Here is a 26,407-nt window from a genome sequence, read left to right as displayed (position 1 = left end):
CCTGAAAGCTGGTCGGCAGGTACGAAAGGTGCGGGGATTCACGGATCCGCGACGAGCGGCACGGTCGATGATATTGCGCAATACCTAAATGTCGCCACGCAACTTGGCATTGCTACAGTCGAACTGGCGCTTCAGAGCCATGTATATCGATATCATGCTTCCAGTCGCAATGCTGAATAAGATGCCCAACGCTATGAGCTCGTTCAAGTGAATTATGTCCCGGTCCTGCAACTATCTCAACTACGTCTTTCGGCTTAAACTCAACTACACTATAGGGAACAATTCCGATCGAACCAACTCGAAAGTCCAATTCCTCTGGAAGTCCAGAGCTAGGCAACAACAAGCGCAACTCCTTCTCTTCGTCAAATTTTGGATTTTTTATCATGGCGGCCGCAAGTAGAACACTTCCGAAAACTTTGTGCATGACATTCGAGTCGCCAACTCCATCAAGCTCGCCCGATATATCACTTACAAGTTTATCTAGCTCAGGCTCCTTTGGGTCATAAGACAAATCGGAATAAGGGCCATAAGAGACGTCGCCAAACAGATTTTGCCTCATGCATTGTTTGGGGATTTTATTTTCATCTAGCCACTTCTCCAGACATTTCTGCAACCCGGGCCTCGCGAATCCTATGGCATAACCCCCTTCTCGCCCATAGGCGCGCCACTGGCTAAGTACATCGCCTTCCCGACAAAAACATGCCGCATACAGATGGAATGTCTTCCTGGTTCTTTCCGGCTTCCTACTAATATCGAGCTCAGATTCAAGCATCTCTACAAACTTGCCCTTATTCTTATTTTGGGGAGCATTGCGCACCCTTCTCATTACCTCGTTTGCGCCGTGGACAATCTCCATTGCATCATTCATAAACTGAATATCACTAGCCCAAAGCTGCTTTGACTTGACTATCTTGATCAAAGCGTGTGCATCTGTGTAGTGATACACGGTTCCGTTATCACTCATTGAAGCCTCCGTAATTAATTAATCCACCCATACCCTTCCGGATGTGACAAAAACTCGCGCGATGGGTAATACTTTCTTTGCATCCTGGCGACCACCCCACCAGTGCGAGATCTACTTATTTTGTCGAGATAATTTACTCACACCGTGTTGACATTAGACGTTACCCTTCGACTTGGATCAGACGACCAAGGCATCTCGCCTACGGGTTCGGGTGGAATCGGGGCTTGGCCGGGCACTCACCAGCAGGTAGGCGGGCCGCCTAAGAGGCCGCCTACGGCTGCGGTCCACCACGAATCCCGCGAACGCCGCTGGGATGCCCGGCGCTGGTCACAGCCTGTGCGCGCAGCCCAGGCGAGGCTCAGGATGCGTTCGGGACGAAGGGTGCGTAAATGCTGGCAGCCAACTCCATGGTGTCCCCCGTGTCCCCCGTGTCCCCCAACCGGCTGTGACCTGCGAAAACCAGGGGGACACGGTGGGGGACATCATGCCTCTCGTATCCCTCCAGCGCGCCGAGGAGCTGGAACATAGGGGGAGCCGCCCCTGTGTTCCAGCCCGAGCCGGGGGCGTACTGGGCATCGGGTGACTAACTGCGTGACAACCGCGACGAACGACAGCGGACACTCCCGCTCGGCGGGGGACTGTCGGAGCAGTCAACAGCGCATGGAACGCTGGTGAGGGACACGTCTAACTTTGTTTGCAAGCAGGAAGTCCGGGGTTCGAATCCCCGTGGCTCCACCAGCCAAAACGCCCCGTCTCGCGTCGCCGAGACGGGGCGTGAGTGTCTAACTGGGTGACTAAGCCTCCGTCAGTCGGGCGGGGAAGATGTCGTTCATGGCGGTGGCTCCCTCCTGGATGACGGGGCGGAGCTGCTTCCGGTAGACGGTCTCGGTGACCACGGTGTTGGTGTGCCCGACCAGTTGAGAGATGTCCTCGATCGGGATGTCGTGGGCCGACAACAGTGACACGAAGCTGTGCCGAAGCTCCCTGGGCGTCCAGTCCTCCGCCACCAGGCACGCCCTGGTGAGCACCTTCCGGAAGTCGCGCCGAACGTTTCCCGCGCTGAGCGGCGTGCCGCTCCAGGTGCGGAACACCAGACCCCTGCCGTCCTTGGCGCCGTCTTCCCTGTCGCGGTCCTGTTCCGCTGTCAGCGCGGCGAGGACTTCCACGCAGCGGTCGGCGAGTCGAAGGGAGCGGCGGGACTTAGCGGTCTTGGTATCGCCCTTTCTGCGGACGGAGCGCCATACGTAGATGGCGAACTGCTCGTGATCCCAACCGGACTCAACCACGGGAATCCACGCTTGCCTGGTCTTGTCGAAGGCCACCACGTGCGACCACGAGAGTTCCCGCAGTTCCTCCGTGCGGACTCCGGTGAGCAGAGAGAGCACGATGTACGCATGCATGCGGACGGGAGCCTCTTGAGCAGCCCTCAGGACCGCTTCGGCCTGGCTGAGCGTGAGCGCTTTGGAGGGTCGGCCGGCGGCGCCCTTCCGGGACGTCGCAGAGGTCCACGACGTTGCGCTTCACCTTGTCACGCCGCATGGCGTTCTTCACGGACCGATTAAGGACGCTGTGAATGAGCTTGAGGGACCGCGTGCTGAGCACGTCTGCCCTGCTTGACAGCCATCCATCCACGTCCTCTACGGACAGATCACGGAGCTTGCGCGCCCCAAGCGACGGGATGACGTGCGTTTCCGCGAAGCCTCTGTATAGTTCGATGGTGCTCGTGTCGCGACCTTTGAGTCCGTTATCTAGCCAGTAGTGGACAGCATCCGCCACCGTGTAGTCATGCGATGCGACGGCGAATCCGTCGTCATGGTCACGGAGAATTTCTTTGAGCTTGTTCTTGGCTTCCGTCTTGGTCTTTCCGCTCGCTTTGCGGACGATGCGTTTCCCCGCCGGGGTGTAGCCAACCGTGACGGAGGCGATCCAGCGTTGCCGCTTGTCATCCCAGTGGAGGCCGCCGTCTCCTCTGCTGCGTCGCTTGGCCATTAAGCCGCTGCCCCCTCTGCTTCCTTTTCGAGTAGAGCGATGTATTCGCGGATCGCGGATTCCGGGATGAGCCTGCTTCTGCCTTGCTTGACGGACCGCAGGCGTCCGCTACGGATTTGCTCGTAGATCACGGTTTTGCTCATGCTCAGCACGCGCATGGCCTCGGCGACTCGGAAGAGCTGGATATCGCCGAACTTGACGCTGTCCACGGCCGTGAGGGTCACTCGGGTTCCTCCTGAAAGAGGGACAGTGGATGGCGCGATGTCCCCCTGGTTTCCGCAGGTCACAGACGGTTGGGGGACATGGGGGACACGGGGGACACCAGGCACTCCCCCGCCTATCGAGGGGGACACCGTGTCCCCCTCCGTGTCCCCCTGGTTTGTGCAGGTCACGGGTGGTAGGGGGACATGGGGGACGCGGGGGACATCTCGGGGAGTGGTTGGTCGGGAAGGCTGTAGCGGCTTGCCGCGTCGGTGGCCAGGAGTCCTTCGTCGGCCATGCGTCGACAGGTCTTCTTGACGTTCGATTCGCCGAGGCCGGTGGCTTGGGCGATGGCGCGGGGTCCGCTTGCGGGGTTGGCGCGTAGGTGGCGCAGGATGGCGGCGCGGGTGTCGGTGGTCTGGTGTTCGTCGGCGGGGCCGTCGAGCAGGGTCCAGACGCCGGATGCGGGGTTGAACGAGAGGGCGTATTCGTTCTCGTCGACGTCGCGGCCGGTGACGTGCAGGACGCCGTCGGCTTGGCCTCGGGCGCGTTTGAGGACGAGCGTGGCGTCAGCGGCTCCGGCGATGCCGTTGGTGCCGGACACCTCGGCGAGGAAGTCTTCTGAGGCTGCCTTGCGGACGTGGTGGACCAGGACGAACGGCACGGCGTAGGCGTCGGCGAGGCGTTTGATCGCGCCGACGGCGGCGTAGTCGGCTTCGTAGGCCGAGGCGCCGAGGGGGGCCGCGCCTCGGATCTTGGCGAACACGTCGATGACGACCATGCGCGCGTCACGGTTGCGGTCCAGCCATCCGGCGATCGCTTCATCCCCGCCTTGCCCGATCTGCGGGCATGCGGTGGCGAGGGTGAGCGCGGAGGGCGCGGGTTGGCCGCCGAGGATCTTGCCCATGCGGGACTGCAACCGGCGTGGGGTGTCCTCCAGCGCCAGGTACAGGACCGGGCCGCCGTCGACATGGATGGCGTCGAAGGCTTGGCCTCCGGCGGCGACGGCCAGGCCGAGGCCGAGGGAGGCCCAGGACTTGCCGACCTTCGGCGGGCCGCACAGCAGGTTCACGCCCTCGCAGATGATGCCGGGCACGGCCCACACGGGCGGCACGAACTCCATCGCCATCAGCTCATCGGCGGTCCAGTGCGTCCGCAGACGAGCAGGCACGGCGGCTGAGTCGTCGTCGTGGACGGGCCGCAGAAGCGGCGCTTCGGTCGGGTTGGTGGCGGGCATAGCGGCCTCCTGGTCGGCGTGGTGGCGGGTGGTCATGCGGCGAGCGTCCGGGGGCGCTTGGCTCCGGCGCGTAGACCGGAGGCGATGGTGTTGCGGGCCTCGGCGGGCGTGTAGGCGCGGGCGGTGACGTGGGCCGCTGCTGCCTGTTCCAGCAGGGTTTCGACCTCGGCGGCGCTGAGCGCGCCTCCGGCGACGAGCTGGCCGAGGGCGACGGCGGCGGTGTAGAGAGCGGCGTTGCGGCATCCCTCGGCCGCGCCGGTGACGCGCTCGACCTCGCGGGCCAGTGCGGCGCGCAGGTAGGCGGAGCGGCGGCCGGTGCCGGGGGCGATGGTCACCGGGCCGACCGGTGGTGGCGCGGGCCGGGAGAGACGCTGGAACAGCCAGGCGGGCAGCGGTGCGGGCGGCCGGTCGCTTTCCAGCACGTACGGTCGGCCGTCCACGACCGAGCCCGCAGCGAGGACGTAGCCGCCGTGCGCGCGGGTGTCGATCAGCCACCCGAGATCCCCTTGGGTGTTGCCGAGCCGGGTGCCCTCGGGAGCGGTGAAGTACAGGTGACGGCCGCCGCGACCTGTGACGACCGTGTACGTGTCATACAGCGGTCCGATCGGCTCACCGGCCCGCGCGGCGAGGACGGCCAGCACCTCGGCTCCGGTGTGCACACCCTCGGCCCGCCATTCGGCCGGCGGGGTCTCCTCACCGGGCTTGGGCACGTCGAGATCGACCACGACCAGCCCGGCAGGACCGCACGCGAGGCCGATGTTGTACGGCACGGCGGCCCAGCCGCGCCGGATGCGCCCGGTGCCGGTGGTGGCGCGCGGCTCCCATCCCTGGTGCCCATTGGCGCAGCGCGGGTCACGGCCGGTGCAGCGCGCGGCGGTGTGATCCGGGAACGCCGGACGCTTCTCGCCAGGACGGACGGGGAACACCGGCCAACCCCGCTCAGCGGCCCTCAGAGCGTGCGACAGCATGTCCTCGGCGGTCGGCCGGTGAACGGTGCTGTCGTGCTTTGGGAGCGGTGTGGGCAACGTCGGGCGGGTTTCCTGCGGGTGGTCGGCGTTGCCGTCGCGGCGGGCGTAGGCGGTTTGGTTCCAGTCGTGGATGAACGCGAGGGCGTGGGCGTCGGACATGGCGGGTGTGCTCCCGTCGGCGCGGTTCACTTGCCCGCCTTGTGGATTGAGCGCAGGTGGTTGAGGACGTGGCGGCCGGGGCGGAGTTGGTAGCCGGTGCCGTCGCAGCGGGGGCAGTGGCGGAAGCCTCGGCCGATGACCGCGCGGCGTTTGCCGGAGCCGGTGCAGCGGCGGCAGTTGACGAACGGCCAGATCCAGCACAGGAACAGGTAGCCGACGGCCCAGATCAGCCCGAGCAGGATCAGGACGCCGAGGCCCGGCAGGTGATGACCATGAGTAGCGGTCACCGGGGTTGCGGTAGCGGCCAGGGAAAGCATGCTGGTGCCTCCAGGGGCGGTTCTTGGGCGTGGAGAGGTAGGGCCGCTACCCGCTACCTGCGGGGATACGGCCTGATCAGGTGCTTTGCTGGAGGTAGCGGGGGCGGGTAGCGCAGCCGCTACCGGTAGCGGGGCGGGCGCTACCTCACCCGCCCCGCGGTTCGGCTACGCTCCGTTCACCTTCCGGCGGGCGATGGCTTTGTCGACCGCGTCGGTCTTGGCGCCCTTGAGGACCTGGCCGTCCCGCTTGATGCCGACGCTCGGCACCCCGAGTGCCCGGCACTGAGCGGAGATCGCATCGGCGGTGATGTCGGCGTAGTGCTCCGGCATCCGCTCGGCGAGCCGGGCGGCGATGGTCGGCCACTGCAAGCCGGTCTCGGCGTCCATGACCGCGCGAACGTCGGTCAGCACGTCGCGGGTGGCGCGCTTCATCTCCTCACCGGCCGCCATGCCGGTCAGCGTCCCGAGGCGCTCGCGGTGTGCGCGGGCGGCGGTGAGGATCTTCTCGGCGTCGGTGTGGTCGGCCAGGAACGTCCGGACGGTGGGCGTCTCGTCCGTCATGCCGTACAGGTAGCCGACACCCCGGTACTCATCTCCCACGGGCAGGGAGGAGGCGTCGAAGCCCTCGGCGTAGGCGTCACCGCCGAGGACGGCCTCAGACACGAGCCGGTTGCCGCACTTGAGCGCGAACCGTACGGCGTGGTTGTCGCGGTAGCGGTTGAACAGCCGCCCCACATCCCCGGCACCGACACCCGACGGCTTCTGCGAGCTGGACAGGATGACGACGCCCGCCGAGGGGCCGACGGCCTGAATCCGGGACAGCTTGGCGGCGATCTCCTTGTTGAGGTTCTGGTCCTCGGTCTCGAAGTAGACCTGGAACTCCTCCATGACCAGCATCAGCACCCGCAGATCCGGGTAGCGCGGGTCACGCGCAAGCTCCTCGGTGAGCTTGCCCTCGGGGCAGACGTCGGCGGGCAGCTTGGCGAGCACCTGGTTGACCCGTTCGATGTGCTCAAGGATCTCATCGAGCGCTTCGAGCAGGTGCGTGATCGGGTCGTCGTCGTTCGGGCTCGGGTGCGTGCCGAACACCGTGCGGTGCGCCACGAGACGGAACTTCGACCAGTCCGGGGAGTTCTTCCCGTCCACCACGATGAGTTTCACGTACGGGTCCAGGGCCGCGTACAGGGCCAGCAGCCGCGCGGCGAACGTCTTGCCCTTACGAGGCTGCGCGCCGATCAGGACCGAGATCCACATGAGCGCGATCTCGACCAACCGGCCGCGTTCGTCCTTGCCGAACCGCGCGGCCCGCCAAATGTTGCGCGGCTTGCAGTCCAGCATGTCCGTCTTACCGACCGGCACGGCGAGGGGGTCACGGTCGGCGACGAACAGCGTGTGACGCCGGGTCGAGGACTTGTCCGGGGTCAAGAACACCTGATTGACGTGCACGTCCAGGCCAGAGGCGATCTTCTCTTTGGCGTTCATGACGTCGGACCAGCCCTTGCCGTACGGCAGATCCACCACGACCTGAGAGCCGGTGTTGCGGGCGTCACGGGCCATCGGCGAACCGAAGTGCACTTCCTGGTCCTGCTTGTCCGGACGGCCCAGACCCGCCGCGTAGTAGGCGCGCAGCACGATGTCGCTGTTGAGCTTGCGGAACCGAGGCGCGACCACGGCGGTGCCAATGATGGTGCGGCCCATCGGACGGCCGTACCGCGCCAGCGCCAGCGCACCAGCGGGGAGCGCCAGCAGACACCAGCCCGGCGCGGTGTTCCAAGCGACCGGTCCGCCGATGCCGACGGCCAGCACCTCACCGGCCAGCACGATCCCACGCCAGGTACGCGTGTTCTTGATCTCCCGGTGCAACCGCGCCCACTCACGGGTGTCCTTGGAGTCGGCCGCGTGCTGGAGAAGCGTGAACTGGTTGCGGACCCACCACCACGAGACCTGCTGCCCGACCAGGCGGAACAGGCCACGGGCCGCGAACACGCTCACCTTGAACCCGTAGACGGGGACACGGACGGCGTGGAATCGGGCGTGGTAGGACCAGCCGCCGAGCGTGCGCTTGACGGTGCCGCCGAGGTTGCCCGGCAGCAGGTGCACGGGAATGATCGGCTGCCGCTCACCCTCCGGCACGGGCGGGGCGTCCACCGGCACCGGCACGCCCTCCAGCACCGGCGGCTCATCCAGCTCAATCTCATAGGCGACATCGGAGGACGCGGCGGGCCGCTCCGGCAGATCGGGCGTTGAGACGTGCGCGGGCGATTCGGCCGGCACGGGCGACGTGCCCTCGGCGGGGGTGCGCTGGGCGCGGCGGGCGTTGAGGTCGATCGGTTCCGGGATGGTGTTCTCGGTCATCGTCACGCCTCCGGGTGCGTGTCGTGGATGAGGTGAGCCAGGGCCGCGCCCATGCCGAGCACCGCGACGGGCAGACACGCCACGATCGTGGTGATCTGCCACGGCGCGCGGGTGACGTGAGCAGCCGAAAGCAGGTGGTAGGCGACCTGTCCGAGGGCGCCGAGGGTCAGTGATCCGATCGCGGACCACTTGGCGAACCGACGCGCCCGAACCGGGAGATAGCCCGACAGCCACGCCCGCAGGGCGTAGGCGGCGTAGGTCTCCACACCGATCGGCAGCGTGATCGCCGAATTGATGGAGAAGTGGTCCGCGATGCCGGGCAGCGGGTGGACCACACCGAACCCGGTGAGCTCACCGAGACCGACCCAACCGGACCACACCGCGACGAACGCCGGGATCGCCAGCAGCACCAGCGGCCAGCGGGCCAGCGTCCGAGACGCCGTCTCAACCGGGGCGGCGGCCGGTGCCGTCTCCGGGTCTACGGGCGTGGTGTCCTGCGCAGACTCCTCGACCGGCGCGGTGTCCGCAGCGGCGGGCGTCTCGTCGGCAGGCTCCGAGGACTGGTCCTCGGGTGCAGGGTCCGGGACGGCCCGCAAGACCGGCTCGGCCGGTTCCGGCGCGGGCTCAGCGGTCAGCTCCGCCAGGACCGTGCGGGCCTTGGTCGCACCGATCCGGAACTCACTCATGAGCCGGTTCCGCGACGGAACCGCACCCAACTCGGCCGCGAGCTTGCGGGCCTGGGGGATGAGATCGGCGACAGGGACGGGGTAAGCACTTCGGGCCGGGGAGGTCATCACGCCACCGCCTCGCCGGGCGTGATCGAGACGCCCTCGGCGGCCAGCTCGCGGCTGACCTCCAGTACGCGCCGTTCGGCCCGCCGTACCCGACGACGGTCAAGCTTGCTCGCGTGGCCCTCGGCGGACAGTGCCGTGATCTCTGCATCGAGCAGGTCAAGCTCGGCCGCGATCAGCGGCCACTCGCATTCGATCTCCGCCAGCTCAGCGGCGGACGGTTCTGCGTCGTGCTCGTCCGTGATGCCCGGACCGAATCCGGGCGCACGAGTACGCTGGTCGTGCATCGAGACTCCTCAGCTCTGGATGCTTGGCCTCGGCGGCTGCCACCGCCGGGGCCTTCCTTGTCCACGGACACGAGCAGCCTGCCAACCACCCTTGTCCTCAAGTCCTCATTAGGACCTGATGACCGAAGGCAACCACAGCAACGAAGAGCCCGTCAAGTCCTCATGAGGACAGGTACTCTTGAGTCCTGGTCGGCGAGACGAGAAGGTGCAGGATGGCGGAGCCGAAGTACCACCGCGTCGCGAACGCTCTACGACGCGAGATCCAAGACGGGACACTCGCACCAGGCGATCGGGTTCAGGCCGAGACCGATCTCGCGGAGCGCTTCCATGTCAGTCTTCCGACGATCCGTCAGGCGATGGGCGTGTTGCGCGCCGAGGGTCTTGTGGAGTCTCGCCAGGGCATCGGCACGTTCGTCAAGGAGCAACGGCGACGGCAGCGCCGATCGCGAGATCGTTACGGCCGCGCCCGCAAAGATCAGAAGCTGCTTACCACCGATCTACGCCACGAGATCACCTTCGCAGGGTGTTCTCCGGCACCGGATCACATAGCCGAGCTGATGATGATTCCCCGAGGATCCGAAGTCGTAATTCGACAAAGGGTCCTGTTCGACAAAAAGACCGGTCGGCCGGAGGAGATCGGCGCGAGCTATCTTCCCGCTAGGTTCGCAAGGGACACTTTCCTCGGGGAGCCAACGGTAGTACCTAAAGCCCTCTTTCTCTGCGTTGAGGATCTCTCGGGTAAGCAATACGCCCATGCTAGGGATCAGTGGATTGTACGTCCCGCATCGCTCCAGGAAAGCGAGACGTTGGAAATCCCGGCAAACAGCCCGGTACTCAACGTGGTTCACGTCGCTAGCGCCGGAGACGGACAGGTTCTGGAAGTCTCAGAATCGACCTGGCCCGCCGACCGGATCATGTTCGTCGATGAATACGACGTGGAGCAAGATGCCAAACAGCCGGAAGCACGCTCTGATGTATGAGGTGACCCGTGTCCTTTGCTGATCTTCCTCCCGGCACGCACGCGGACCGAGTCCATGACCACTGGTGGTGGCGGCCCGGCTGGCGCGCCTGCCGTCAGTTCTTCGCATGGCATCTCACGTTCGATGGCGCTAGCGAGCTACATCGGCTGGTCGCTGCATACCAGCAGGCGCTAGCGGGCATCGGCGGGGTGCGCTTCATCCCGCCGCAATGGCTCCATCTCACGATGCAAGGCATCGGATTCGTGGATGAGGTTTCCTCCGAAGACCTGGATCAGATCCTGGATTCGGCGCGTCACCACCTCGCCGAGATCGAACCGTTGAACCTCACGTTCCAAAAAGCCTTCGTCGCGGACGAAGCGATCGTGCTTCCACCCCTAGAAGAGGCGAGCGTCATCGGGACTCGGAGGGCCATCCGCCAGGCAATCGGATCGGTGTGGGGGTCCGCCAATATCCCAGAAGCGGCGGATAAGTTTCGTCCCCACGTGAGCCTCGGCTACTTCGAGGAAGATCGGACGGCGGCACCATATGTGGCGGCGGTCGAGTCGGTTAACCCCGAACCTGTGCAGGTGACAGTCCGAGAAGCATCATTGATCGCGCTCAATCGCGATCAGCGCATGTACGAGTGGAGCACGCGCGCCGTAGCGCCGCTGTCTCACTCCTAGCCGCCGAGCCACCAAGTGTCTCTCGGTCTCCCCGGGCCTATCGGTCTTCCAGGTCGGCGAGGAACCCCCGCGCCTCGTCGACGTACTTGCTGATCAGCCGCCGCAGCTCGGCCAACTCCTGTTCCCGACGCGGATGGCCCACGATGGGCATCTCTAGCACCTCGCGCAGCTCGACCAGAGCGCGTTCGTACTCTGGCCCGCGTTCATGCTGACGCGGGCCAGGGAGGTCCGGGCTCACCATTGGTCGGCCCACTTCGCGTGGATCTCGTAGGGCTGCCGCCCGGTCTGTACGGCCTCGGCCTGGGCTTCGAGGAGGGCGTCCAGGTCGGCCAGGGAGGGGTTCATCACGGTCTGGTCGACCCCGGCGTCCGGCTCCATCCGAGAGGCGACGTATTCGCCGCTGCGCTCGTCGCCGACGTCCCCGGCCCGCCGGGCGCGCCAGATGCGCCAGGCTCCCGACCACTTCTCCCGCATGTCGATCAGCTCTGTGTCATGGCCCATACGCTGACCGTACGGCAACCTGTCATGTGTTGTCAGCTGACGTCAGGTGACGAAAGGCATCATCGCAGGTCAACTACGGTCGAGATATGAGCATTGACCTCGACGGACCTGAGCCGCTGTACGAGCAGATCGCTGCCGTACTCATGGCCAGGATCGCCGATGGCACCTACCTGCCGCGCCGCCGGATACCGTCCGAGGCCGCACTGTGCGAGGAATTCGGCGTGGCACGGCCGACCGTACGATCAGCCGTCGCGCTGCTCGTCGAACGCGGACTCGTCAAGACCGTGCGCGGCAAGGGCGTCTACGTCGTCGACCAGACCGCCAGCGACGAGTAGCGCTCCGGCGGCAGCCAGGCCAGTCCTGAAAGCTGGTCGGCAGGTACGAAAGGTGCGGGGATTCACGGATCCGCGACGAGCGGCACGGTCGATGATATTGCGCAATACCTAAATGTCGCCACGCAACTTGGCATTGCTACAGTCGAACTGGCGCTTCAGAGCCATGTATATCGATATCATGCTTCCAGTCGCAATGCTGAATAAGATGCCCAACGCTATGAGCTCGTTCAAGTGAATTATGTCCCGGTCCTGCAACTATCTCAACTACGTCTTTCGGCTTAAACTCAACTACACTATAGGGAACAATTCCGATCGAACCAACTCGAAAGTCCAATTCCTCTGGAAGTCCAGAGCTAGGCAACAACAAGCGCAACTCCTTCTCTTCGTCAAATTTTGGATTTTTTATCATGGCGGCCGCAAGTAGAACACTTCCGAAAACTTTGTGCATGACATTCGAGTCGCCAACTCCATCAAGCTCGCCCGATATATCACTTACAAGTTTATCTAGCTCAGGCTCCTTTGGGTCATAAGACAAATCGGAATAAGGGCCATAAGAGACGTCGCCAAACAGATTTTGCCTCATGCATTGTTTGGGGATTTTATTTTCATCTAGCCACTTCTCCAGACATTTCTGCAACCCGGGCCTCGCGAATCCTATGGCATAACCCCCTTCTCGCCCATAGGCGCGCCACTGGCTAAGTACATCGCCTTCCCGACAAAAACATGCCGCATACAGATGGAATGTCTTCCTGGTTCTTTCCGGCTTCCTACTAATATCGAGCTCAGATTCAAGCATCTCTACAAACTTGCCCTTATTCTTATTTTGGGGAGCATTGCGCACCCTTCTCATTACCTCGTTTGCGCCGTGGACAATCTCCATTGCATCATTCATAAACTGAATATCACTAGCCCAAAGCTGCTTTGACTTGACTATCTTGATCAAAGCGTGTGCATCTGTGTAGTGATACACGGTTCCGTTATCACTCATTGAAGCCTCCGTAATTAATTAATCCACCCATACCCTTCCGGATGTGACAAAAACTCGCGCGATGGGTAATACTTTCTTTGCATCCTGGCGACCACCCCACCAGTGCGAGATCTACTTATTTTGTCGAGATAATTTACTCACACCGTGTTGACATTAGACGTTACCCTTCGACTTGGATCAGACGACCAAGGCATCTCGCCTACGGGTTCGGGTGGAATCGGGGCTTGGCCGGGCACTCACCAGCAGGTAGGCGGGCCGCCTAAGAGGCCGCCTACGGCTGCGGTCCACCACGAATCCCGCGAACGCCGCTGGGATGCCCGGCGCTGGTCACAGCCTGTGCGCGCAGCCCAGGCGAGGCTCAGGATGCGTTCGGGACGAAGGGTGCGTAAATGCTGGCAGCCAACTCCATGGTGTCCCCCGTGTCCCCCGTGTCCCCCAACCGGCTGTGACCTGCGAAAACCAGGGGGACACGGTGGGGGACATCATGCCTCTCGTATCCCTCCAGCGCGCCGAGGAGCTGGAACATAGGGGGAGCCGCCCCTGTGTTCCAGCCCGAGCCGGGGGCGTACTGGGCATCGGGTGACTAACTGCGTGACAACCGCGACGAACGACAGCGGACACTCCCGCTCGGCGGGGGACTGTCGGAGCAGTCAACAGCGCATGGAACGCTGGTGAGGGACACGTCTAACTTTGTTTGCAAGCAGGAAGTCCGGGGTTCGAATCCCCGTGGCTCCACCAGCCAAAACACCCCCGTCCCGATCATGGGACGGGGGTGTCGTGCCATTAGCGTGCCATTAGGGCACCGGGACCAGCACGCCAGCCGGGCCGTCGTCGCCATCGTCCGGAAGCTCCGCCTTGATCCGTGCGTCGAGCGCTTCGGCGATCCGGTGGTCCGCGTCCCGTGTCGCGTGCTGGTAGATCAGCGCGGCGCGGTCACTGTCTTGGCCCATCCGTGCCTTGAGGTCTGCCAGGCTCGCGCCACTCTGCGCGGCGAGGGTGTTGCCGGTGTGGCGAAGGTCGTGGAAATGCAGATTGGACAGCCCCATCTCATCGAGCGTCCGGTACCAGTTCGCGGCACGGCGGAAACCGCTGCCCCGCAGGAATGCGCCCTTGGCCCCGAGGAAGACGAACGCATCCGGGTCGTCATCAATGTAGGTGTCCAAATGCTCGGTCAGCGTGGGGACGATGACGGCCGGGAAGCTCACGACCCGCTTACCCGCACGGGACTTGGGCGGCCCGAGAACCATCTGCCCGTTGTCCAACTCGATGAGCTGCTCCCGCACGCGCACGGTCCGCGCATCAAGGCGGCGGCGCAAGCGCCGCCGCAGGCCGCCCGCTCCGGCACGCCCTACGGGCGTGCGGCGTGGGCGCCGGTCCCTCCGGCCGTGCCGATCGGGCGGCCCACTGGACGAAGACACCAACCGCGGATTCGCCAGCATCGGGCCCACGCCCCATCGGCACCTGAACCCAGTCCCTACAGGCATGATGCCGGTATGACGCAGTGGTTCCGTGATCATTGGGCCGATGAGGACGTCTGGCGCTACTTCGAGGTCGATGACGAGGGCTTCGTACAGCGCCAAGTCGAGTTGGAGGGACCGCACCGCGAAGCGAATATCGCGTGTTCGCTTCAAGAGTGGGAGGACGCCCTCCGCACCGAAACCATCGATCAGTACCACGAGACTTACGGGGGGGGCCGACGAATGGAGCTTCGCCAGCGGCGACCATGACGATCCCCAGCCCTCGACCGAAGCCGAGTTCGAGCGTGTCTGGGAGTACGCCCGCCGCGCCTGCGAAGCCGGATCCCGATCCCGACCAGACCCCAATTCGTGAAGAGAGACAGGCCGGTCCTCCAGCCCGGATCATTCTCGCAGGACGGGCGCAGGGCCGCCGGCAGACTCGCTTCGCTCGCCCTACGGGTGGCCTACGGCCATCAGACGGCAGCCCCGCTCACCGGGTCACGGGGCGCTGTGGAGAATGCCTCCGGCGGGGGCGCTCAGGCTCGGGGATGACGTTGGGCCGCACGCCGCACCGGTAGTTGGTGGCTGGGGTGGAAGCCGGGTCATCCCCTCTGCCGACGCTCCAGGCGAAGCCCAGCAGACCAGGCCCTCCGGGCCGAGGTCGTTCGTCCGTGGGGGTTTTGACTCACATTTCGTGGTGGTCGCGGTAACGGTCGCCCAGACCCCGGGCAAGGCTGCATGTGTTCCCGAAGGCCTTTGCTCTGCTTACGCCGAGTAGGCGGTGGACCGTGCCAGATGTGTACTCAGGGTAAGCAGAGCAAAGGGCCGTGGGAGGCGGGGCGGTGAGCGGACGGGTTCGCCTGGTCCGGAGCCGTTCACTCACGAAAATCGAGCCAGAACCCCGTGGGGCGCTCCACCTCGACCCGGAGGGCCTGGCCCGCTTCCCTGACGGGTGGGAGCGGCGGCAGAGGGGATGACCCGGCGGGGGCGATCTGCTGAGGATGAGGAAAAGGGGCGTTCTCGCAGGGAGAACGCCCCTTGCCTGTTCGGGTGCCTACTTGCGGCGCAGTAGCTGTCTGAGCACTTCCTGAGCGGCCTTACGGCGACTGGCCTTCCGCGACCACACGGCGGGATAGGCCACGCCCAGCACGATCAAGATCATGAGCAGCATGATCGCTGCGACGAGCGCCGGGGGTGCAGTGCCCGCAGTCCGGGCGATTACAGTGGTGTACACGTGCGTCCTTCCATCTGGCGTACGGAGTAGATGGCCTCCCGCTTGCACCGGGGGGCCATCGCATTTCTGCGATGGCGTGACCATTGAGAGCAATCGTGGACCGTGCGCAGGCGGAGCGCAAAAAACTCTGTGGACGCATCTGTGGACGGCCTGTGCATACATGCCGTTAGCCCTGTGCATAATTCGTGTGGATCGCGTGTGGATTTCTCTGTGGGAAATCTCGCGGAGTCGAATAACCCCAGCTCAACGCCGGGAAGCGATTTCCACCATCTGTGTGAAGTGATCACTTCGGGAAGGAAGTCATCCACAGGGGCTCCGAGGCGACTTCCCAGACTGACAGCAACAGGGGCAGACGTCGCCGGATGATCACGACTGCATGCAGACGGGCCGACGTTGAGCGCTGCTCGATCACCTTCACCGTGATCGAAGTGATGAGGATGAGGCAGCTCAGTCAAGGCTGGCCGGGTCGAGCGGCGTGCCATTAGCGTGCCATTAGCCACGGTGATCAAGGGTCAAGAGGGGGCACTGGCGGATACATGCTTGCGCAGGTCATCGGCCATATGGGCCAAGATCGGCATGATTTGCAAGCAGGAAGTCCGGGGTTCGAATCCCCGTGGCTCCACCAGCCAAAACACCCCTGTCCCGATCAAGGGACGGGGGTGTCGTGCAATTGACGTGCAATTAGGCCACCGGGACCAGCGCAACGGCCGCGCCATCGTCGTCATCGTCCGGCAGGTTCGCCGCGATCTGGGTATCAAGGCGGCGGCGCAAGCGCCGCCGCAAGGCCGCCCGCTCCGGCACGCCCTACAGGCGGGGGCGCCGGTCCCTTCGGCCGTGCCGACGACGCCCCCGAACCTCAGGCGCGCTCGCGGTTCAACCAGCGAAACAGCTCGGCACAGCCGCCCACGAACAGCGTCGGGATGATGGCCTGCCTAAGCTCCGTATCCCATGGCCGGCCCTCCCACGTCGAGAGCACCAACGGCGACAGCCCCAACCCGAAAGCCAGATAGACACAGACCCGGACCCACAGCGGAACCGGACGACGCCCACGGCTCTTCACCGACATGGCACTCCTCGGGCAACTCACAGGCGAGCCCTCATCGTCGCACCGCTCTCGCCTCCGGCGGGGCGCTTCGGCTCCGGGACGGCCGTCAAGCCGCGGGGCCGATCTGGGTGGATGGTTGAGGTGGAAGCCTGATTATCCCGGCGGGGGCGGCCGTGGACGGCCGCGAATTGACGGTGGTGGGCCTCGACGAGGTCTCGGGCACCCCGGTCATCGACCTGAAGCCGACGATGGCGGAGTTCCGGCCGGTGGACATCGAACAGCCGGAATGGGTCACCCGCATGATGTCGGAGTACTTCCAGCCGTAAGCGGGTCTGAGAGCGAAGCCCAACGCCGTGCTGGACAGGGGCCTTGGTGGGTGGTGGCGGTGCCGAAGGTTCAGTCGGTGACGCTGGGGTCCTGTCTAGGTTTTGGTGTTCTCGGATTCGGTCGGCTGCAGCATGCGGTTGAGGAACTCCTCGACGGCGGCCTCGGCAGTGGTCTGGGCGGCCGCGACGTCGTCGGCCAGGGCGATGACCAATGCCATCTCGTTGCCGACGGCCAGCAGGATGTGCGCGAACGGTTCAACGAGCTGCGCCGGCACGCGACCGGCGTCGGCGGCCTGCTGTAGGACGGTTTTGAGCATGCCCAGGCCGTACTGCTCTTCGATGGCACGCCAGCGACGCCAGCCCAGTACGGTCGGTGCGTCGATCAGCAGTATTCGGCGCACGACCGCGTCGCCGGCGAGCCGGATCCAGGCCAGCTCAGCGGCCTTGAGCAGGCCGTAAGCCTCGGTCGCCCCGCTCGCCGTGGCGGCGGCGAGCGTGGCTTCACCGACCCGCGTATGGACCGCCTCCACCACCGCCTCGAACAGGCGATCCTTGCCCGGGAAGTGGTGGTACAGCGATCCGCGGCTCATCCCGGCCCGCTCTAGGACGGCCTCGATCGAAGTGCCTTCATAGCCGCGGTCGGCGAACAACTCCGTGGCCACCTCGATCAGGTGCTGCCGGGTCGCCTGCCCGCGGTCAACGCGTCGATCCACGCACACTCCCGTCGACAAACCGATAGTCGGTTTATAACTTCTAGACCGTCAGTCGGTTTCTTGATGTTATCGACGTTCACTCTACGGTCACGATTTGGGCCTCAAACCACGCAGAACTCGTTTCCTTCAGGGTCGGCCATCAGCATGTGGTCGGGTTTACCCTGCAGTTAGTATTCGCGTATCACGGTCGCACCGGCGGCGGTCAGTCGATCGACCGCCTCGAGCACGCGAGGCCATCGCACCTCCCACGGCGTGTTGCGCCCCCCGCCGACCTGAACATCCAGGTGGACCCGGTTCTTCGCCACCTTCGACTCCGGCACCTGCAGGAATGACAGTCTCGGGCGCACGCCGTCCGGGTCGGACAGTGATGCGCCCTGATCCCACTCCTCCTCCGGAACGCCGTGACGCGTCAACCACTCCTCCCAGCTCCCGAATCCGACCGGCGGCGGAGCCTGCACGTATCCCAAGGCCAGCGCCCAGAACTCCGCCAACTTCGCCGGCTGCGCGCAGTCGATCGTCAGACTCCACTCGGTCGCCATCGATCCTCCTCGTCGAGATGCGCGGACCATACCGCGCACATCCGACGGTGCGCCGCTGTGCGTTCAGGCCAGGTCGGCGACGGCCGGTGCTGTCGCTTCGATCGCCTGCTTCATCTCGACCGCGCCGCGTTCGACCCGGATCCGGATCTCGGCCGCGAGCGCATGCGGCAGCACGTCGGTGGTCCAGATCAGCCGGCCTGCCCGGTCGCCCTCGGCGCGGACTTCGAATGAGGCGTGGTGGTGCTCGGTCGCCGGCCGCGCGCCTTCGACGACCGAGTAGGCCAGGCGGCGGGCGTCGTCGTCGATGGCGACGATCAGCTCACGGATCACGTGCCCGTCCGGGAAGGTGAGGAAGCGCTGATCACCTTCGAGTCGAGTGTCGGCCACCCGGCCCGGCAGGAGGCGCTCGTGCACCGCGCCGACGTCCCGCACCACGTCCCAGATGTGGTCAGGCGATGCGTCGATCACGATTTCGTGGCGGATGGACGCCATGATGCCGAGTTCCTCCCAGAGGGCGGGAATGTTGCGATCAACCTAGTGTGGCGCCCTGTGTTGAATGGGCAGATGCCCGCCATAGCCGTACGACTCGCCGGGGTCACGTCCGTCTTCTACGACCGCTTCGTCATCGGCACGCGTTCCGACTGTGACTTGGTGCTCTACGACGAGGACGCCAGCCCGGTGCATGCCTTGGTCGCTCCTGACGAGACCGGCTGGCGGGTCGAGGACATGGGCTCCCTGAGGGGTGTCCGCGTCAACGGCCGGCTGCGGGCGACCGTCCGGCTGGAGAAGGGCGACCGCGTACGCCTCGGAGATACGACGCTCATCGTGGTCCCGATCTGATGCGGCCTGGGGACGACCATCGGTCTGTCCCGACATAACGGATCTCACCAGTGCTCGGCGTGGCCGGCCATCGTCGACGCGCCCGCTCCCCGTACGGTTCACCACCCGCAGGACACGCCTCACCGGCCACCATGGGCATGATCATCGCACCTGCCACCGACACTTTCGGCCCCCGCCGTCGGGGTGCCGGGAAATGTCGGCGGGGTCGGCCATGCTCTCCTCGCGGGTCCCCGAGAAGAGAGGCTTCCCCCATGTCGAACCCTGTCTCCGGCCGGCGCGAAGGCGCGCGTACGGGTTGGGCGGTGACGCAGTCCCCGGGCCTGTTCTGGGACGGGTCGCCGGTCTGCGATCGGCCGTGCCGGGCGCGGGTGGAAGGGCGCCGGCGATGACCGAGGAAGAGTGGGAGCGGCGGAGCGTCGTACGGGTCGTCCCGCCGGTCCGGCCGCGGAAGCTGGCGAAGGTACCGTTCGTCGAGCTCGCGGACGGGCGGCTGCAGGGCGTCGTGTCCAGCGGGTCGGACATCGCCCGCGTCTACGTCTCGTCGATCGCCGCGCGCGCCCACGGCTACAGCTGTGGCACGAACAACAACCGGCCCTGTGGCGGGCTGCACGGCGCGCCGTGCAAGCACCTGCGGGCGCTCGTCGACGAGGCGGTGCTGCAGTACGGCCTGGACCGCGTCGCCCGGTACCTGCGGGTGGACGTGGGCGAGGGCGAGGATCTGATCAGTGCGCTGGACGGTTCGCCGGAGCCCGCGCCGGCCGCCGTGGTGTTCAGCCGCTTCCTGCGGCACCTGGCCTACCTGGAGCTCCCGGACACCACGGAGCCCATCGACGAGCTGCACTGGTTCCCGGCGATGGGGGCGGTGCGCTGATGCTCGGTGTGCAGCTGGCGGCCCTGCTCGACGGCGCGGTGCCGGGGGTCGAGGAGACCCTGGATCTGGTGGCCGGATTCGACGCGGCTCTCGTGTACGGATTCGCCCGGCTGGATGAGCGGCACGCCGGGCATCTCGCGGCCGTGGCCGGGGCACTGGCCGAGACTCCGCTCGGGCCGGCGGTGGGCGAGGCCGTGGAGAAGGTCGCGGCGGGTTCGATCGGAGATGAGCGGTTGGCGGTGCTCGCCGGCGCCCGTACGGCGCTGGTCGGGGCGGTGCACGACGCACAACTCGACCGTCTCGACTCCGCGCTCGGCCGTACGAGAGAGTCGTGGGACGGGACGTCGTCCGCGTCGGCGGCCGACGGGCCGCTCGGGGCCGCCCGGTCCTGGCTGCAGGAGCTGGCCATCGCCGGGTGGCGGGGAGTCGACCACGACTTGGTGTCGGCCTCCGACCAGGCCATCTCCGCGCTGCTCGCCGAGCCCGGCCGGCGCGGCTCGCGGTCCTGCTCGACGGGCTGGCCGCGGAGCTGCGCGCCTCGTGCCCGGTCGCGACCATGGACCGGGTGCCCGCCCGGCGCTGGGCCGACCTGTGGGCGCGCGCCCTGCTGCTCGCGCAGCCCGGCGCCCAGAGCGCGGCAGAGGCCGTCGGCGTGGTATCGGGACGGTTCCTGCCGCTCGGGGTCGACGTCCATGAGCACGGCACCGTCGTTCAGATCCAGGTGCACGCGATCCTCGAGCCCGCCGACGGCTCCGAGCCCCGGCTCGTACGGGCGAGCGTCGCCGCGGCGAAGGTCGACACGATCGTCGGCCCGACGTTGTGGCGGCTGTTGGACGGGCATCCGGTGCTGTTGAAGGCGCTGGCCGAGCGCCGGAGTGTGGAGCTCGCGGACCTGCCCGTCACGCCGGGCGGCGACCTGCTGTGGCGGGACGGCCAGGCCACACTCGGGGAGCCGGCCGAGCCGTTCGCGACGGCCCGGCTCAGGCTCGCGGACGCGCTCGCGCCGGCCGCGCCTCCTCTCGACCGGCACCCCGTCCGCATCGCCGAGCCCGTCCTGCTGGAGGGGTACACCGTGGACGGCGACACGCTCGACCTGGACGGGAAGGCCCTGACCGTCGACCTGGACCGGCTGCCGGGCTGCGGCCCGGTGACACCGGAGCTGGTGGCCGCGTCGTCGGCGTGCATCGGCCTGCTCCGCTGGGACGGTGGCCGGTGGCTGCTGCAGCCGCTCGCGGTGCAGGCGACGGTGAAGCGCAAGGCCGTGGAGGCGCACACCGGCGACTGGGCGCTCGGCCCGACCGATCCGAAGGTCGTCAAGGCCGAGGCGAAGGCCGGCGACGCGGTCGCCGTACTGCGGGAACGCGCGGGAAGGCTGCTGCGGAAATGAGCGAGCACACCGCTGAAACCGCGGACGAGAACCGGCGGCAGGTCCTCTACTGGCGGCTCCTGGCCCGGATGTTCGACCACGAGGAGCAGCCCGCGCTGGAGGCCGCGAGCGTGGCGATCGTCGACGACATCGGGCTGCCGTCCGCGCTGCTCGACCCTTCGGTGTCGGTGGACAACCTCGTCCAGCGCTTCCCCGACCTGGCCGGCGAGCTCGAGGGCCTGATGGCTCCCGGAGACGACGATCAGCGGGTACGCCGGGCCGCGCTCGTCTCCAAGCTGCTGCTCAACGTCATGGCGACCGGATCCGGCAGTGTGACCGCGACGCAGCTGGCCGACTGGCAGCGGGATGCCGGATGGCTCAAGCGGGCGTGTGGGGGCGAGGGCGCGGGGGAGCTGTCCGGTGTGCTGTCGGGGATCGAGGGCGACCTCGTCAGCCGGATGCGGCTGCGCGAGGTGCTGGCCGATCCGGCGCTGGCCCGCCAGCTGACGCCGAGCATGTCCCTCATCGAGCAGCTGCTGCGCGACAAGGCGAACCTCTCGGGCGTGGCGCTGGCCAACGCCAAGGCGCTGATCCGCCGCTACGTCGACGAGGTCGCCGAGGTGCTGCGCACCCAGGTCCAGCAGACCAGCGCGGGCACGATCGACCGGTCGGTGCCGCCGAAGCGGGTCTTCCGCAACCTCGACCTCGACCGAACCATCTGGAAGAACCTCACCAACTGGGACCCCGACGAGGAGCGGCTGTACGTCGACCGGCTCTTCTACCGGCAGACGGCCAAGCGCACCACGCCCGCCCGCATGATCGTGGTCGTCGACCAGTCCGGGTCGATGGTCGACTCGATGGTGAACTGCACGATCCTGGCGTCGATCTTCGCGGGCCTGCCCAAGGTCGACGTCCACCTGATCGCGTACGACACGCGGGCGCTCGACCTGACGCCCTGGGTGCACGACCCGTTCGAGGTGCTGCTGCGGACGAAGCTCGGCGGCGGCAACGACGGGCCCGTCGCCATGGCCATGGCCCGCCCGAAGATCACCGATCCGCGCAACACCGTGATGGTGTGGATCTCCGACTTCTACGAGTTCGACCGGTCGCAGCCGCTGTTCGACGGCATCCAGGCGGTGCACCGCTCCGGGGTGAAGTTCATCCCGGTCGGCTCGGTGAACAGCTCCGGGCACGAGAGTGTGAACCCCTGGTTCCGCCAGCGCTTCAAGTCTCTCGGCACGCCCGTCATCGCGGGACACATCCGCAAGCTCGTCTTCGAACTGAAGAACTTCCTGGACTAGGAGTACGAACGATGACCGATGAGATGCTGCGCGCCCCGGCCGAGGTCAAGTACGCCGAGGAGCTCGACTGGCTGGAGTCCGTCGACGACGGGCCCAAGCCGTTCTCCTGGCGGCTGAGCCCGCGCATGGTCCGGCTGTTCGTCCTGGGCTCCGAGCCGTCCGACGGGCTCGACCGGGAGATTCCGCAGAAGTGGTTCGGTGACCGGAGCTTCGTCGAGCGGAGCATCGTGACCCTCGCCTCCGACCGCGGCCTGCTGCTGATCGGCGATCCCGGCACCGGCAAGAGCTGGCTCGCCGAGCTCCTGTCGGCGGCGATCTGCCGTAACTCGACGCTGGTCGTGCAGGGGACGGCCGGCACCACCGAGGACCACATCAAGTACTCGTGGAACGTCTCGATGGTGATCGCCAAGGGCCAGTCCCGCCAGTCCATGATCCCGTCGCCGATCATGACGGCGATGGAGCAGGGGGTGATCGGGCGGTTCGAGGAGCTGACGCGGTCGACGAGCGACGTGCAGGACGCGCTGATCTCCATCCTGTCCGAGAAGTACGTCTCGATCCCCGAGCTCGACGACGACAACATCGTCTTCGCCAAGCCGGGATTCTCGATCATCGCCACGGCCAACAGCCGCGACCGGGGCGTGAACGACCTGTCGTCCGCGCTCAAGCGGCGGTTCAACTTCGTCCGCATCCCGGTGGTGACGAGCAAGCGCAGCGAGGCGGAGATCGTCCGCTTCCGTACGACCGAGCTGCTGCGCCGGCACCGGATCGAGCTGGACGTGCCGCCCGCGCTGCTGGACATCCTGCTGCAGAGCTTCGCCGACCTGCGCGCTGCGGCGGCCTCGGCCACCAGCGACGACGAGAAGCTGGAGTCGGCGCTGTCCACGGCCGAGCAGATCGGCGTGCTGGAGGACGCCATCCTGCACAGTCAGTTCTTCGGCGACCGTTCGCTGCGCGCGGAGACGCTCGCGAGCTCGCTGGTCGGCTCGCTCGCCCGCCGCAGCCCGGAGGACCTGGCGATCCTCAACAAGTTCTGGCACGGGGTGATCGAGCCGCGCAGCAAGCAGGACGACGGCGCGCCCTGGCAGGGCTTCCTCGAGGGCGGCCGGCAGGCCCTGGGCACGCTCTCATGAGTGACCTCGGGCCGTTCGGGGCGCTCCGGGAGCGGCTGCTCGACGCGGCCGGAGTGTTCGGCGCGGGCGCGGTCCCCGACATCCTCGCCGGCATGGTCGGCGACGTCGACCGGGCGCTGCGCGAGGAGCTGGAGATCTTCCCGGTCTGCCATCACTCGCCCGCCTCGGCCCTGGCGATGGCACGCAGGCTGCGCGAGAAGCGGCCCACGGTCATCTACCTCGAGCTGTGCGAGGACCTGCGGCCGCTCCTCGACGAGCTCCGCAACTGCCGGCTGCCGGTCGCGCTGCAGTCGTTCGCGAGCGAGCTCGACGACTTTCCGGTGGCCTGGGCGCCGCTCAGCGTCGTGGCGCCGATCACCGAGGCATCGGCCGAGTACCAGGCCATCGCGTACGCCCTCGACACTCCCGGCGTCGAGCTCGTCCTGGTCGACCGATCCACCGACCACGTGTTCCAGTGGGAGCCGCGCGCATCCGCGGAGCCCACGAGCGACGAGGACGCGGCCCTGCACGGCGACGCCGTCGGCATCGAGATCGGCGATCTGCGTCCCCGCTTCGCCGAGCTCGAGGCGTACCTGCTGCACCACGGCAAGGTGCGGCACTGGTCCGAGTGGTGGGACCAGTACGTCGAGCAGCCGCTGACCGGTGCCGACTACGACACGTACCGGCAGGTCATGGTCATGGTCGGCAGCCTCTTCCGGAGGCTCCGCCCCGACGAGGACGCGCGGAACGACCGCGACGAGGACCGCGAGCGCTACATGTGGACCCGGATGCGCGAGCACCTCGCCGCGTCGGGGGCCGACCCGGAGCGCTGCCTGTACGTCTGCGGCGCCTTCCACGCGGCCAGCCGGGTCGAGCAGTTCGGACTGCGCGCGGAGGCGCCGTACGAGATCAGCCCCCGTTCGGCGACCCGCTGGCAGTACGGCCTCATCCCCTCGAGCCACTCCGCGATCGAGGCGCAGTTCGGGCTGGCCCCCGGGTCGGTGTCGGTCGCCTCGGCGACCTGGGCGAAGGCGCTCAAACGCGGCGGCGTCACGCCGTTCCGGCTCAAGGGTCAGAAGGGCGAGTCAAAGCCGCCGAAGGCCGTCCGTGCCCGCCCGGCGGCCGAGCCGGTCGCCGACCGGCTGTCCGGCTTCCTGGAACGGCCACCCGCCCTGGACGGTCTCGACGAGGACGAGCTCCTCGGCTGGTGCGTCGACATCGTCCGCCTCGCCCGCCGCAACGGCTACCTCGCGAGCACGGCCGACGCCATCGCGGTGTTCGAGACGTCGATCCTGCTGGCGGGCCTGCGCGGGCGGGCACGGCCGACCCCGTACGACTTCCAGGACGCGGCGGTCACCTGCATCGAGAAGGACGTCGTGCCGGGCCGCCGCGACGTACGGCGCCTGTGCGAGATCCTGCTCGGCGGCGACCGGATCGGGCAGGTCGGCTACGAGTCGCTTCCGCCGCTGGCCCGCGACGTGCTCGACCGGCTTGAGCCGCTCGGGCTCGACCTGGCCAAGCGCACGATCCAGCGGGCCCTGCTCGACCTCGACGCGAACCCGGAGCTGCGGCCATGCTCCGACCTGCTCTGGGTGCTGCGCCGCCTGCTGCCGGAGGGCGCGGTACGCCCCATCATGGGCGCGCGCCGGCTCGGCGAACGCCCGATCCAGGAGAGCTGGGACCTGGCGATCGGCCGTAACCAGCGGTCGATCGTCGAGCTCGGGTACGAGGGCGTCACCGTCGAACAGGTGCTGGAACAGCGGCTGCGCCGGGCCGTCGCGGACCCGAAGGCGACGGCCGCGGTCGCGCTGACGGCCGTGGAGGACGCCCTCCTCCACCTGAACGGCCGGCGGGTCGCCGACGACCTGGGGCATCGGGCGGTCGAGCTCCTCGCCGGCGAGCGCACGGTGGACGACGCCCCGGAGGTGTTGCGCCGCATCCGCGGGCTGCTGGCCCACTTCCGCGCCACGGAGCCCGCGCTGCCGGAATGGTGCGAACGCTTCGTCACCGCCGGATACGCGCACTACTGCACGCTGCTGCCGACCGCCTTCGTGGACGAGGACACCGGCGTCCGCCAGGTGGCGGCGATGCTCGGGTTCCTGTTCGGGATGGAGAGCCTCGCACTGTCGCTCGGCTGTGACCACTCCCAGCTCGAACTCGCCGTCAAGCAGTCGCACCCGGAGGCGCCGGCCAAGGTCGCGCTGCTGTGGGCGGCGCAGACGCAGCTCGGGGTGCTGCCGCTCGCCGAGCTGCGCGCACGGTACGACGCGCTGCTGGCCAACCCGCTCGTCGTCCCGTCGATCCCGCTCTACCTGAGCGGGTTCGTCCAGGCGCTCGAGCCCGCCCCGTCCCTGGCGCCCGTCGTCGTCGAGATGATGTCCAAGGCGTTCGCCCGGCTGCCGGACCCGGTGCTTCTCCCCTGGCTCCCCAAACTGATCACCACACTGCGGGCCCAGGCGTCAGAACTGGTGCCGGTGCTCGTACGGGAGGCGGGCCGCGCGTTCCCCGCGACGTTGCCCGCCGTCGACGCCTGGGTGCCTCCGTGGTCCGCGACACCGCGCCCGTACGACACGGCGGCTTCGGTTCCCGCGTCGGCGCGGGACGTCGCCGAGCTCGTGGCCCGCCATCCGGCGGCGTGCGACGCCGTGGCCGGGCTCCTCGGCCACGACGCCGGATGGCGACCGGCGACGAGTTCGCCCGGCCGGCCCGAGGTCACCGCCCTGCTGGCCGAGCATGGCGAGACCGCCCGCGCCGTCGCGGCGCTCCTCACGCCGGCGTAGCGAGGACGTGGTCGTGTGGGGTCGGCCGGTGGTCAGGTCGCGACCCCACGCGCCTCGTGGAGTTGTTCAGCGTTGAGCCGGGCCCCGAGGTA

Annotated in this window: 29 protein-coding genes; 11 read left to right on the top strand and 18 right to left on the bottom strand. The window is 66.9% G+C overall.

The genetic code is table 11. The annotated features are described in order from the left end of the window. Nucleotides 1-112 precede the first annotated feature (112 nt). The 9 genes from ACYVF7_RS59375 to ACYVF7_RS59335 all read right to left on the bottom strand — a co-directional run bounded on the left by ACYVF7_RS59375 (nt 113) and on the right by ACYVF7_RS59335 (nt 9,268). Entirely contained in the window at nt 113-964 is an 852-nt protein-coding gene (locus ACYVF7_RS59375) for a DUF2971 domain-containing protein (RefSeq protein ID WP_460357681.1), read from the bottom strand. Between the two features lie 794 nt (nt 965-1,758). Further along, entirely contained in the window at nt 1,759-2,364 is a 606-nt protein-coding gene (locus ACYVF7_RS59370) for a tyrosine-type recombinase/integrase (protein ID WP_460357716.1), read from the bottom strand. Nucleotides 2,365-2,952: 588 nt separating this feature from the next. Continuing rightward, nucleotides 2,953-3,162, bottom strand: a complete 210-nt coding sequence (locus ACYVF7_RS59365) for a helix-turn-helix domain-containing protein (RefSeq protein ID WP_460357713.1) — start codon at nt 3,160-3,162, stop codon at nt 2,953-2,955. Between the two features lie 179 nt (nt 3,163-3,341). Further along, nucleotides 3,342-4,427 (bottom strand): AAA family ATPase, encoded by a 1,086-nt coding sequence (locus tag ACYVF7_RS59360; RefSeq protein WP_460357710.1) that lies wholly within the window; start codon nt 4,425-4,427, stop codon nt 3,342-3,344. Next, a complete protein-coding gene (locus tag ACYVF7_RS59355) occupies nt 4,424-5,548 on the bottom strand; it encodes a bifunctional DNA primase/polymerase (RefSeq protein WP_460357707.1) in 1,125 nt (374 codons plus the stop codon). The genes ACYVF7_RS59360 and ACYVF7_RS59355 overlap by 4 nt, the downstream gene beginning before the upstream one ends. Next, nucleotides 5,545-5,805: an RING finger protein gene (locus ACYVF7_RS59350; protein WP_460357704.1), complete on the bottom strand. Its 261-nt coding sequence runs from the start codon at nt 5,803-5,805 to the stop codon at nt 5,545-5,547. The genes ACYVF7_RS59355 and ACYVF7_RS59350 overlap by 4 nt, the downstream gene beginning before the upstream one ends. 195 nt (nt 5,806-6,000) lie before the next feature. Continuing rightward, nucleotides 6,001-8,190 (bottom strand): hypothetical protein, encoded by a 2,190-nt coding sequence (locus ACYVF7_RS59345; protein WP_460357701.1) that lies wholly within the window; start codon nt 8,188-8,190, stop codon nt 6,001-6,003. Between the two features lie 2 nt (nt 8,191-8,192). Then, complete coding sequence (locus tag ACYVF7_RS59340; RefSeq protein ID WP_460357698.1) at nt 8,193-8,876, bottom strand: hypothetical protein; 684 nt, start codon at nt 8,874-8,876, stop codon at nt 8,193-8,195. A 107-nt stretch (nt 8,877-8,983) separates the two neighbouring features. Next, nucleotides 8,984-9,268: a DUF6284 family protein gene (locus ACYVF7_RS59335; RefSeq protein ID WP_460357695.1), complete on the bottom strand. Its 285-nt coding sequence runs from the start codon at nt 9,266-9,268 to the stop codon at nt 8,984-8,986. Nucleotides 9,269-9,480: 212 nt separating this feature from the next. Between ACYVF7_RS59335 and ACYVF7_RS59330 the strand changes: the two genes are divergently transcribed. Both ACYVF7_RS59330 and ACYVF7_RS59325 read left to right on the top strand, forming a co-directional pair. Continuing rightward, on the top strand, nt 9,481-10,248 hold the full coding sequence (locus ACYVF7_RS59330; protein WP_460357692.1) for a GntR family transcriptional regulator: 768 nt from the start codon (nt 9,481-9,483) through the stop codon (nt 10,246-10,248). Between the two features lie 8 nt (nt 10,249-10,256). Further along, nucleotides 10,257-10,910, top strand: a complete 654-nt coding sequence (locus tag ACYVF7_RS59325; RefSeq protein WP_460357689.1) for a 2'-5' RNA ligase family protein — start codon at nt 10,257-10,259, stop codon at nt 10,908-10,910. A 234-nt stretch (nt 10,911-11,144) separates the two neighbouring features. On the opposite strand, the gene ACYVF7_RS59320 is transcribed toward ACYVF7_RS59325, so the two are convergent. Further along, entirely contained in the window at nt 11,145-11,411 is a 267-nt protein-coding gene (locus ACYVF7_RS59320) for a hypothetical protein (RefSeq protein ID WP_460357686.1), read from the bottom strand. A gap of 86 nt (nt 11,412-11,497) precedes the next feature. Between ACYVF7_RS59320 and ACYVF7_RS59315 the strand changes: the two genes are divergently transcribed. Then, nucleotides 11,498-11,746, top strand: a complete 249-nt coding sequence (locus ACYVF7_RS59315) for a GntR family transcriptional regulator (protein ID WP_460357683.1) — start codon at nt 11,498-11,500, stop codon at nt 11,744-11,746. 136 nt (nt 11,747-11,882) lie between these two features. On the opposite strand, the gene ACYVF7_RS59310 is transcribed toward ACYVF7_RS59315, so the two are convergent. Together ACYVF7_RS59310 and ACYVF7_RS59305 are read right to left on the bottom strand one after the other, a co-directional pair. Further along, nucleotides 11,883-12,734 (bottom strand): DUF2971 domain-containing protein, encoded by an 852-nt coding sequence (locus ACYVF7_RS59310; protein WP_460357681.1) that lies wholly within the window; start codon nt 12,732-12,734, stop codon nt 11,883-11,885. Between the two features lie 794 nt (nt 12,735-13,528). Continuing rightward, nucleotides 13,529-14,017, bottom strand: a complete 489-nt coding sequence (locus ACYVF7_RS59305; protein ID WP_460357678.1) for a tyrosine-type recombinase/integrase — start codon at nt 14,015-14,017, stop codon at nt 13,529-13,531. A 210-nt stretch (nt 14,018-14,227) separates the two neighbouring features. Here ACYVF7_RS59305 and ACYVF7_RS59300 point away from each other — a divergent pair, with 210 nt between their 5' ends. Beyond that, nucleotides 14,228-14,461, top strand: coding sequence for a hypothetical protein (locus tag ACYVF7_RS59300; RefSeq protein WP_460357676.1), 234 nt, complete (start codon nt 14,228-14,230; stop codon nt 14,459-14,461). Between the two features lie 784 nt (nt 14,462-15,245). Here ACYVF7_RS59300 and ACYVF7_RS59295 read toward each other — a convergent pair. Then, entirely contained in the window at nt 15,246-15,425 is a 180-nt protein-coding gene (locus ACYVF7_RS59295; RefSeq protein ID WP_460357673.1) for a hypothetical protein, read from the bottom strand. Nucleotides 15,426-16,281: 856 nt separating this feature from the next. Next, nucleotides 16,282-16,491, bottom strand: coding sequence for a hypothetical protein (locus ACYVF7_RS59290; protein ID WP_460357670.1), 210 nt, complete (start codon nt 16,489-16,491; stop codon nt 16,282-16,284). A 152-nt stretch (nt 16,492-16,643) separates the two neighbouring features. Here ACYVF7_RS59290 and ACYVF7_RS59285 point away from each other — a divergent pair, with 152 nt between their 5' ends. Beyond that, nucleotides 16,644-16,796, top strand: a complete 153-nt coding sequence (locus ACYVF7_RS59285; protein ID WP_460357667.1) for a hypothetical protein — start codon at nt 16,644-16,646, stop codon at nt 16,794-16,796. Nucleotides 16,797-16,891: 95 nt separating this feature from the next. Here the strand turns inward: ACYVF7_RS59285 and ACYVF7_RS59280 are convergent, their stop codons facing one another. The 3 genes from ACYVF7_RS59280 to ACYVF7_RS59270 all read right to left on the bottom strand — a co-directional run bounded on the left by ACYVF7_RS59280 (nt 16,892) and on the right by ACYVF7_RS59270 (nt 18,540). Further along, nucleotides 16,892-17,458 (bottom strand): TetR family transcriptional regulator, encoded by a 567-nt coding sequence (locus ACYVF7_RS59280; protein WP_460357665.1) that lies wholly within the window; start codon nt 17,456-17,458, stop codon nt 16,892-16,894. A gap of 218 nt (nt 17,459-17,676) precedes the next feature. Next, nucleotides 17,677-18,048: a VOC family protein gene (locus tag ACYVF7_RS59275; RefSeq protein WP_460357663.1), complete on the bottom strand. Its 372-nt coding sequence runs from the start codon at nt 18,046-18,048 to the stop codon at nt 17,677-17,679. Between the two features lie 63 nt (nt 18,049-18,111). Then, entirely contained in the window at nt 18,112-18,540 is a 429-nt protein-coding gene (locus ACYVF7_RS59270; RefSeq protein WP_460357661.1) for an SRPBCC family protein, read from the bottom strand. 72 nt (nt 18,541-18,612) lie between these two features. Between ACYVF7_RS59270 and ACYVF7_RS59265 the strand changes: the two genes are divergently transcribed. Continuing rightward, nucleotides 18,613-18,888 carry an FHA domain-containing protein gene (locus tag ACYVF7_RS59265; RefSeq protein ID WP_460357658.1) on the top strand — a complete coding sequence of 92 codons (276 nt, stop codon included), beginning with the start codon at nt 18,613-18,615 and terminating at the stop codon, nt 18,886-18,888. Nucleotides 18,889-19,273: 385 nt separating this feature from the next. Further along, a complete protein-coding gene (locus ACYVF7_RS59260; protein WP_460357656.1) occupies nt 19,274-19,759 on the top strand; it encodes a hypothetical protein in 486 nt (161 codons plus the stop codon). Here the strand turns inward: ACYVF7_RS59260 and ACYVF7_RS59255 are convergent. Next, entirely contained in the window at nt 19,684-20,193 is a 510-nt protein-coding gene (locus ACYVF7_RS59255; RefSeq protein ID WP_460357653.1) for a hypothetical protein, read from the bottom strand. The two genes, ACYVF7_RS59260 and ACYVF7_RS59255, sit on opposite strands and share 76 nt — an antisense overlap. Between ACYVF7_RS59255 and ACYVF7_RS59250 the strand changes: the two genes are divergently transcribed. The 4 genes from ACYVF7_RS59250 to ACYVF7_RS59235 are packed head-to-tail and all read left to right on the top strand — an operon-like array spanning nt 20,175 to nt 26,315. Further along, on the top strand, nt 20,175-21,146 hold the full coding sequence (locus tag ACYVF7_RS59250; RefSeq protein ID WP_460357650.1) for a hypothetical protein: 972 nt from the start codon (nt 20,175-20,177) through the stop codon (nt 21,144-21,146). The two genes, ACYVF7_RS59255 and ACYVF7_RS59250, sit on opposite strands and share 19 nt — an antisense overlap. Continuing rightward, nucleotides 21,143-22,426, top strand: coding sequence for a vWA domain-containing protein (locus ACYVF7_RS59245; protein WP_460357648.1), 1,284 nt, complete (start codon nt 21,143-21,145; stop codon nt 22,424-22,426). The genes ACYVF7_RS59250 and ACYVF7_RS59245 overlap by 4 nt, the downstream gene beginning before the upstream one ends. 11 nt (nt 22,427-22,437) lie before the next feature. Next, nucleotides 22,438-23,556, top strand: coding sequence for an ATP-binding protein (locus ACYVF7_RS59240; protein WP_460357645.1), 1,119 nt, complete (start codon nt 22,438-22,440; stop codon nt 23,554-23,556). Continuing rightward, a complete protein-coding gene (locus ACYVF7_RS59235) occupies nt 23,553-26,315 on the top strand; it encodes a DUF5682 family protein (protein ID WP_460357643.1) in 2,763 nt (920 codons plus the stop codon). Before ACYVF7_RS59240 ends, ACYVF7_RS59235 begins: the two co-directional genes overlap by 4 nt. The last annotated feature ends 92 nt before the right edge of the window (nt 26,316-26,407 follow it).

Source organism: Actinoallomurus acanthiterrae (genome assembly GCF_054775715.1).
This window is presented reverse-complemented; position numbering and strand designations above follow the sequence as displayed.

Bases quoted from the DNA above. Each gene is read 5' to 3' on its own strand.
- ACYVF7_RS59375 (WP_460357681.1), bottom strand. From the start codon at position 964: ATGAGTGATAACGGAACCGTGTATCACTACACAGATGCACACGCTTTG.
- ACYVF7_RS59370 (WP_460357716.1), bottom strand. From the start codon at position 2,364: ATGCATGCGTACATCGTGCTCTCTCTGCTCACCGGAGTCCGCACGGAG.
- ACYVF7_RS59360 (WP_460357710.1), bottom strand. From the start codon at position 4,427: ATGACCACCCGCCACCACGCCGACCAGGAGGCCGCTATGCCCGCCACC.
- ACYVF7_RS59345 (WP_460357701.1), bottom strand. From the start codon at position 8,190: ATGACCGAGAACACCATCCCGGAACCGATCGACCTCAACGCCCGCCGC.
- ACYVF7_RS59340 (WP_460357698.1), bottom strand. From the start codon at position 8,876: ATGAGTGAGTTCCGGATCGGTGCGACCAAGGCCCGCACGGTCCTGGCG.
- ACYVF7_RS59335 (WP_460357695.1), bottom strand. From the start codon at position 9,268: ATGCACGACCAGCGTACTCGTGCGCCCGGATTCGGTCCGGGCATCACG.
- ACYVF7_RS59330 (WP_460357692.1), top strand. From the start codon at position 9,481: ATGGCGGAGCCGAAGTACCACCGCGTCGCGAACGCTCTACGACGCGAG.
- ACYVF7_RS59320 (WP_460357686.1), bottom strand. From the start codon at position 11,411: ATGGGCCATGACACAGAGCTGATCGACATGCGGGAGAAGTGGTCGGGA.
- ACYVF7_RS59315 (WP_460357683.1), top strand. From the start codon at position 11,498: ATGAGCATTGACCTCGACGGACCTGAGCCGCTGTACGAGCAGATCGCT.
- ACYVF7_RS59310 (WP_460357681.1), bottom strand. From the start codon at position 12,734: ATGAGTGATAACGGAACCGTGTATCACTACACAGATGCACACGCTTTG.
- ACYVF7_RS59300 (WP_460357676.1), top strand. From the start codon at position 14,228: ATGACGCAGTGGTTCCGTGATCATTGGGCCGATGAGGACGTCTGGCGC.
- ACYVF7_RS59290 (WP_460357670.1), bottom strand. From the start codon at position 16,491: ATGTCGGTGAAGAGCCGTGGGCGTCGTCCGGTTCCGCTGTGGGTCCGG.
- ACYVF7_RS59275 (WP_460357663.1), bottom strand. From the start codon at position 18,048: ATGGCGACCGAGTGGAGTCTGACGATCGACTGCGCGCAGCCGGCGAAG.
- ACYVF7_RS59270 (WP_460357661.1), bottom strand. From the start codon at position 18,540: ATGGCGTCCATCCGCCACGAAATCGTGATCGACGCATCGCCTGACCAC.
- ACYVF7_RS59265 (WP_460357658.1), top strand. From the start codon at position 18,613: ATGCCCGCCATAGCCGTACGACTCGCCGGGGTCACGTCCGTCTTCTAC.
- ACYVF7_RS59260 (WP_460357656.1), top strand. From the start codon at position 19,274: ATGACCGAGGAAGAGTGGGAGCGGCGGAGCGTCGTACGGGTCGTCCCG.
- ACYVF7_RS59245 (WP_460357648.1), top strand. From the start codon at position 21,143: ATGAGCGAGCACACCGCTGAAACCGCGGACGAGAACCGGCGGCAGGTC.
- ACYVF7_RS59240 (WP_460357645.1), top strand. From the start codon at position 22,438: ATGACCGATGAGATGCTGCGCGCCCCGGCCGAGGTCAAGTACGCCGAG.
- ACYVF7_RS59235 (WP_460357643.1), top strand. From the start codon at position 23,553: ATGAGTGACCTCGGGCCGTTCGGGGCGCTCCGGGAGCGGCTGCTCGAC.